We start from the raw sequence: 3,917 nt of genomic DNA, 5'->3' as shown, positions 1-3,917 counted from the left end.
CCCGCCCGGGCGGTCCCCCCCCCACTGCCGTGCCCCCGTCCGGGCGGCGAACGCCGACGGCCGCCCACCGCACCCGGGTTCGGGTGTGGACGGGCGGCCGTCGGACGGAGCCGTGGCGCGGGCGGTCAGCCCTGCCAGCTGTGCGGGGCCTGGAAGCCGCGGCTGCGCTCCAGGCGGCGCCAGCCGGCCTGGGAGCGGCGGGTGGTGACGGCCTCTTCGGGGGTGGCGGCCGCGCGGGCGAGCAGGATCGCGGTGATCGCGGCCAGCTCCTCGGGCTCGGCGTTGCCCTTCTCGACCTTCAGCAGGGTGTCCGTGGCGATGCTCATCGGTGGCAGGTCTCCTTCGCTCGTTACTGCGGCGGGTTGCCGTGCTTGCGGGACGGCAGATCGGCGTGCTTCGTGCGGAGCATCGCGAGGGCGCTCACGAGCACCTCGCGCGTCTCGGCGGGGTCGATGACGTCGTCCACGAGACCGCGCTCGGCCGCGTAGTACGGGTGCATCAGCTCGGCCTTGTATTCCTTGACCATCCGGGCGCGCATCGCCTCGGGGTCTTCGGCGTCCGCGATCTGCTTGCGGAAGATGACGTTGGCCGCGCCCTCTGCGCCCATGACGGCGATCTCGTTGGTCGGCCAGGCGTAGGTGAGGTCGGCGCCGATGGACTGGGAGTCCATGACGATGTACGCGCCGCCGTAGGCCTTGCGCAGGATCAGGGAGATCCGCGGGACGGTGGCGTTGCAGTACGCGTACAGCAGCTTGGCGCCGTGGCGGATGATGCCGCCGTGCTCCTGGTCGACGCCCGGCAGGAAGCCGGGGACGTCCAGGAGGGTGATGATCGGGATGTTGAAGGCGTCGCAGAGCTGGACGAAGCGCGCCGCCTTCTCGGAGGCGTGGATGTCCAGGACACCGGCGAGGTGCCCGGGCTGGTTGGCGACGATGCCGACGACCTGGCCGTCCATCCGCGCGAGGGCGCAGATGATGTTGCGGGCCCAGCGCTCGTGGATCTCCAGGACGTCGCCGTCGTCGACGAGTTCCTCGATGACCTTGAGCATGTCGTACGGACGGTTGCCGTCGGCCGGGACCAGGTCCAGCAGGACGTCGGAGCGCCGGTCCTTGGGGTCGTCGGTCTCGTGGACCGGCGGGTTCTCGCGGTTGTTCGAGGGGAGCATCGTGATGAGGTAGCGGACCTCGGAGATGCAGGTCTCCTCGTCGTCGTACGCGAAGTGCGCGACGCCCGAGGTCTCGGCGTGCACGTCCGCGCCGCCGAGGCCGTTCTGGGTGATCTCCTCGCCGGTCACCGCGCGGACCACGTCCGGGCCGGTGATGAACATCTGCGAGGTGTCGCGGACCATGAAGACGAAGTCCGTGAGGGCCGGGGAGTACGCGGCGCCGCCGGCGCAGGGGCCCAGCATGACCGAGATCTGCGGGATGACGCCGGACGCCTTGGTGTTGCGCTGGAAGATGCCGCCGTAGCCGGCGAGGGCGGAGACGCCCTCCTGGATGCGGGCGCCCGCGCCGTCGTTGAGGGAGACCAGCGGGGCACCGGCCGCGATGGCCATGTCCATGATCTTGTGGATCTTCGTGGCGTGGGCCTCGCCCAGCGCGCCGCCGAAGATGCGGAAGTCGTGCGCGTAGACGAAGACCGTGCGGCCCTCGACGGTGCCCCAGCCGGTGATGACACCGTCGGTGTAGGGCTTCTTCGCCTCCAGGCCGAATCCGGTGGCGCGGTGCCGGCGGAGCTGTTCGACCTCCTTGAAGGAACCCTCGTCGAGCAGGAGCGCGATGCGCTCGCGCGCGGTCAGCTTGCCCTTGGCGTGCTGCGCTTCGGTCGCCCGGTCGCTGGGGCCGCGCTGCGCCTCCTCACGGAGGGAGTGCAGCTCGGCCACGCGCCCGCGGGCGTCCGTCGGCTCGCTCGGAGTCTGGTCCACAACGGTCATGTACCGACCTTACGAAGCGCGGCCATGAAAACCCTCCGTTGGTTCTACACAGTCTCGGACCCCATCCGCTGTGCGGGCCGGACAGAACCTCCGGGGGATGTATGGACTCCCCCAGTCGGGACGGTGGGCCTTTGTGGAGGTTCCACAAAACGGTGCGACAAGAGTCCGGGAAGTTGAAATTTGAACGGAATGGGTCTAGCGTCATTCTCGTTGAAAGTTCAACAAAGCCACCCCCCAGCAGGATCTCCCGAGGAGGAAGCCATGGGTCTCTTCACCCGCCGCAGCCAGACCACCCCCGCCGCAGCCGTCACCACGCTCGAAGTGGACCCGGCCCTCGCCGCGCTCACCGGTGACTACACCATCGACCCCGGCCACAGCAGCATCGGCTTCACCGTGCGCCACGCCATGGTCACCAACGTCCGCGGCAGCTTCACCGACCACGAGGGCAGCCTGCACCTCGACGGCGCCGACCCGTCCCGGTCCACGGCCCGCATCGACGTCAAGATCGCCTCGGTCAGCACCGGCATCGCCGACCGCGACGGCCACCTGCGCAGCGGGGACTTCTTCGACGCCGAGGCCTTCCCCCTGATGAGCTTCCGCTCCACCGCGGCGGCCCAGCTCGGCGGCGACAAGTACCGCATCACCGGCGAGCTGACGATCAAGGACGTGAAGCGTCCGCTCTCCATCGACCTGGAGTTCGCGGGCAGCGCGACCGACGTCTACGGCAACGAGCGCGTCGGCTTCGAGGGCTCCGCCGAGATCCTGCGCTCGGACTGGGGTCTGACCTGGAACGCGGCCCTGGAGACCGGCGGTGTGATGGTCAGCGACAAGGTGAAGCTGACCTTCGACATCTCGGCCATCAAGCAGGCCTGACGCCTCCGGCGGCGCGGGGCCCGGGGGCGGCTACCAGCCGCCCCCGCCGTCGAAGCCGCCGCCACCGTCGAAGCCGCCACCGCCGCCGAAGTCCCCGCCGCCGAAGTCGGACGGGTTGAAGTCGGCTCCGGAGACGTCTCCGCCCTCGAAACCGCCGCCCGTCCCGCCGCCGAAGTCGGCGGCGTAGGCCGGGCTGGACATCATCGAACCGAGCATCGTGCCCACCAGCAGGCCGGGCAGGATGCCGCCGCCGAAGTAGCCGCCGGCCCAGGGACCGTACGCCGGGCCGGCGTCGTAGTACGGGCGGGGTCCGTGCTGGGTGTCGACGGTGCGGACCGCGGGGTCCAGGCCGTCGCGCAGCCGTACGGCGTCCGCCGTGCAGACCGGCACGGTACGGGCGGCCCCGCCGGCCGGTGCCCAGGTGGCGTCCTCGGTGCTCGGCCCGTGCCGGGGGTCGAAGAAGCAGGGCGACCGGCGCTCGGGCACCGGACGGCCCTGGCGGCGCGCGTCCAGACAGGCCAGCGCGTAGCGGCCGTCCTCCAGCGCCTGGGTCACGCCCTGCACCTCTTCGGGGCGCTGCACCGAGGCCATGATCTGCTTGGCCTTCTCGTAGGAGTCGAGCCCCTGCTCGTAGTCCTTGCGCATCGCGTCGTCGGCGCCGGGCTCGCCGGGGTGGAAGTCGAGGCGGTCGAGTTCCTCGCCGAAGGCGGTGATGTCCTCGTCCACGACCACGGCGAGGCGGGCGATGGCCTCGCGCCGGGCCTCTTCCTTCTGCTTGCGGTTGCGCCTGACCAGCGCGTACGCACCGCCGCCGCCCACCAACGCGACCACGCCGAGCCCGATCAGGGCGCCGGAGGGGAAGGCCTCGTCCGCGGCGGAGCCGCCCCAGGAGGCGGGGGCGTGGCCCTTCATCTGCGGGAGGGCCTGGTCGACGAAGTTGTTGAGCTGGGTGTTCGCGTCCACCGGGGTACCGGTCTTGACGGCCTCGGTGAGGTTGCGGACGGCATTGGGCGGCATGACGGCCCGGTCGGCGCCGGCGTTGAAGCCGTCGCCGAGGCGGACCGCGTACAGCCCGGTGACGCCGGTCTCGGCGCGGACGGCGCCGAGCACC

The 3,917-nt window shown here is 71.1% G+C and carries 4 protein-coding genes; 1 reads left to right on the top strand and 3 read right to left on the bottom strand.

What is annotated here, in order from left to right:
* Positions 1 to 125: 125 nt before the first annotated feature.
* Together ACFV0Q_RS39315 and ACFV0Q_RS39310 are read right to left on the bottom strand one after the other, a co-directional pair.
* The gene (locus tag ACFV0Q_RS39315; protein ID WP_266573769.1) at positions 126 to 326 is read right to left on the bottom strand and encodes an acyl-CoA carboxylase subunit epsilon; all 201 of its coding nucleotides are present in this window, start codon (positions 324 to 326) and stop codon (positions 126 to 128) included.
* A 23-nt stretch (positions 327 to 349) separates the two neighbouring features.
* Entirely contained in the window at positions 350 to 1,933 is a 1,584-nt protein-coding gene (locus tag ACFV0Q_RS39310) for an acyl-CoA carboxylase subunit beta (RefSeq protein WP_385012609.1), read from the bottom strand.
* A 261-nt stretch (positions 1,934 to 2,194) separates the two neighbouring features.
* Here ACFV0Q_RS39310 and ACFV0Q_RS39305 point away from each other — a divergent pair, with 261 nt between their 5' ends.
* Entirely contained in the window at positions 2,195 to 2,806 is a 612-nt protein-coding gene (locus tag ACFV0Q_RS39305; RefSeq protein ID WP_385012607.1) for a YceI family protein, read from the top strand.
* A 30-nt stretch (positions 2,807 to 2,836) separates the two neighbouring features.
* Here ACFV0Q_RS39305 and ACFV0Q_RS39300 read toward each other — a convergent pair.
* Positions 2,837 to 3,917: hypothetical protein (locus ACFV0Q_RS39300; protein WP_385012605.1), on the bottom strand; the 1,081-nt coding region annotated here is incomplete at its 5' end.

This window comes from Streptomyces sp. NPDC059564 (genome assembly GCF_042735575.1).
Taxonomy (GTDB): Bacteria; Actinomycetota; Actinomycetes; order Streptomycetales; family Streptomycetaceae; genus Streptomyces.
This window is presented reverse-complemented; position numbering and strand designations above follow the sequence as displayed.

Coding starts and splice junctions, on each gene's coding strand:
- ACFV0Q_RS39310 (WP_385012609.1), bottom strand. CDS start 1,933: ATGACCGTTGTGGACCAGACTCCGAGCGAGCCGACGGACGCCCGCGGG.
- ACFV0Q_RS39305 (WP_385012607.1), top strand. CDS start 2,195: ATGGGTCTCTTCACCCGCCGCAGCCAGACCACCCCCGCCGCAGCCGTC.
- ACFV0Q_RS39315 (WP_266573769.1), bottom strand. CDS start 326: ATGAGCATCGCCACGGACACCCTGCTGAAGGTCGAGAAGGGCAACGCC.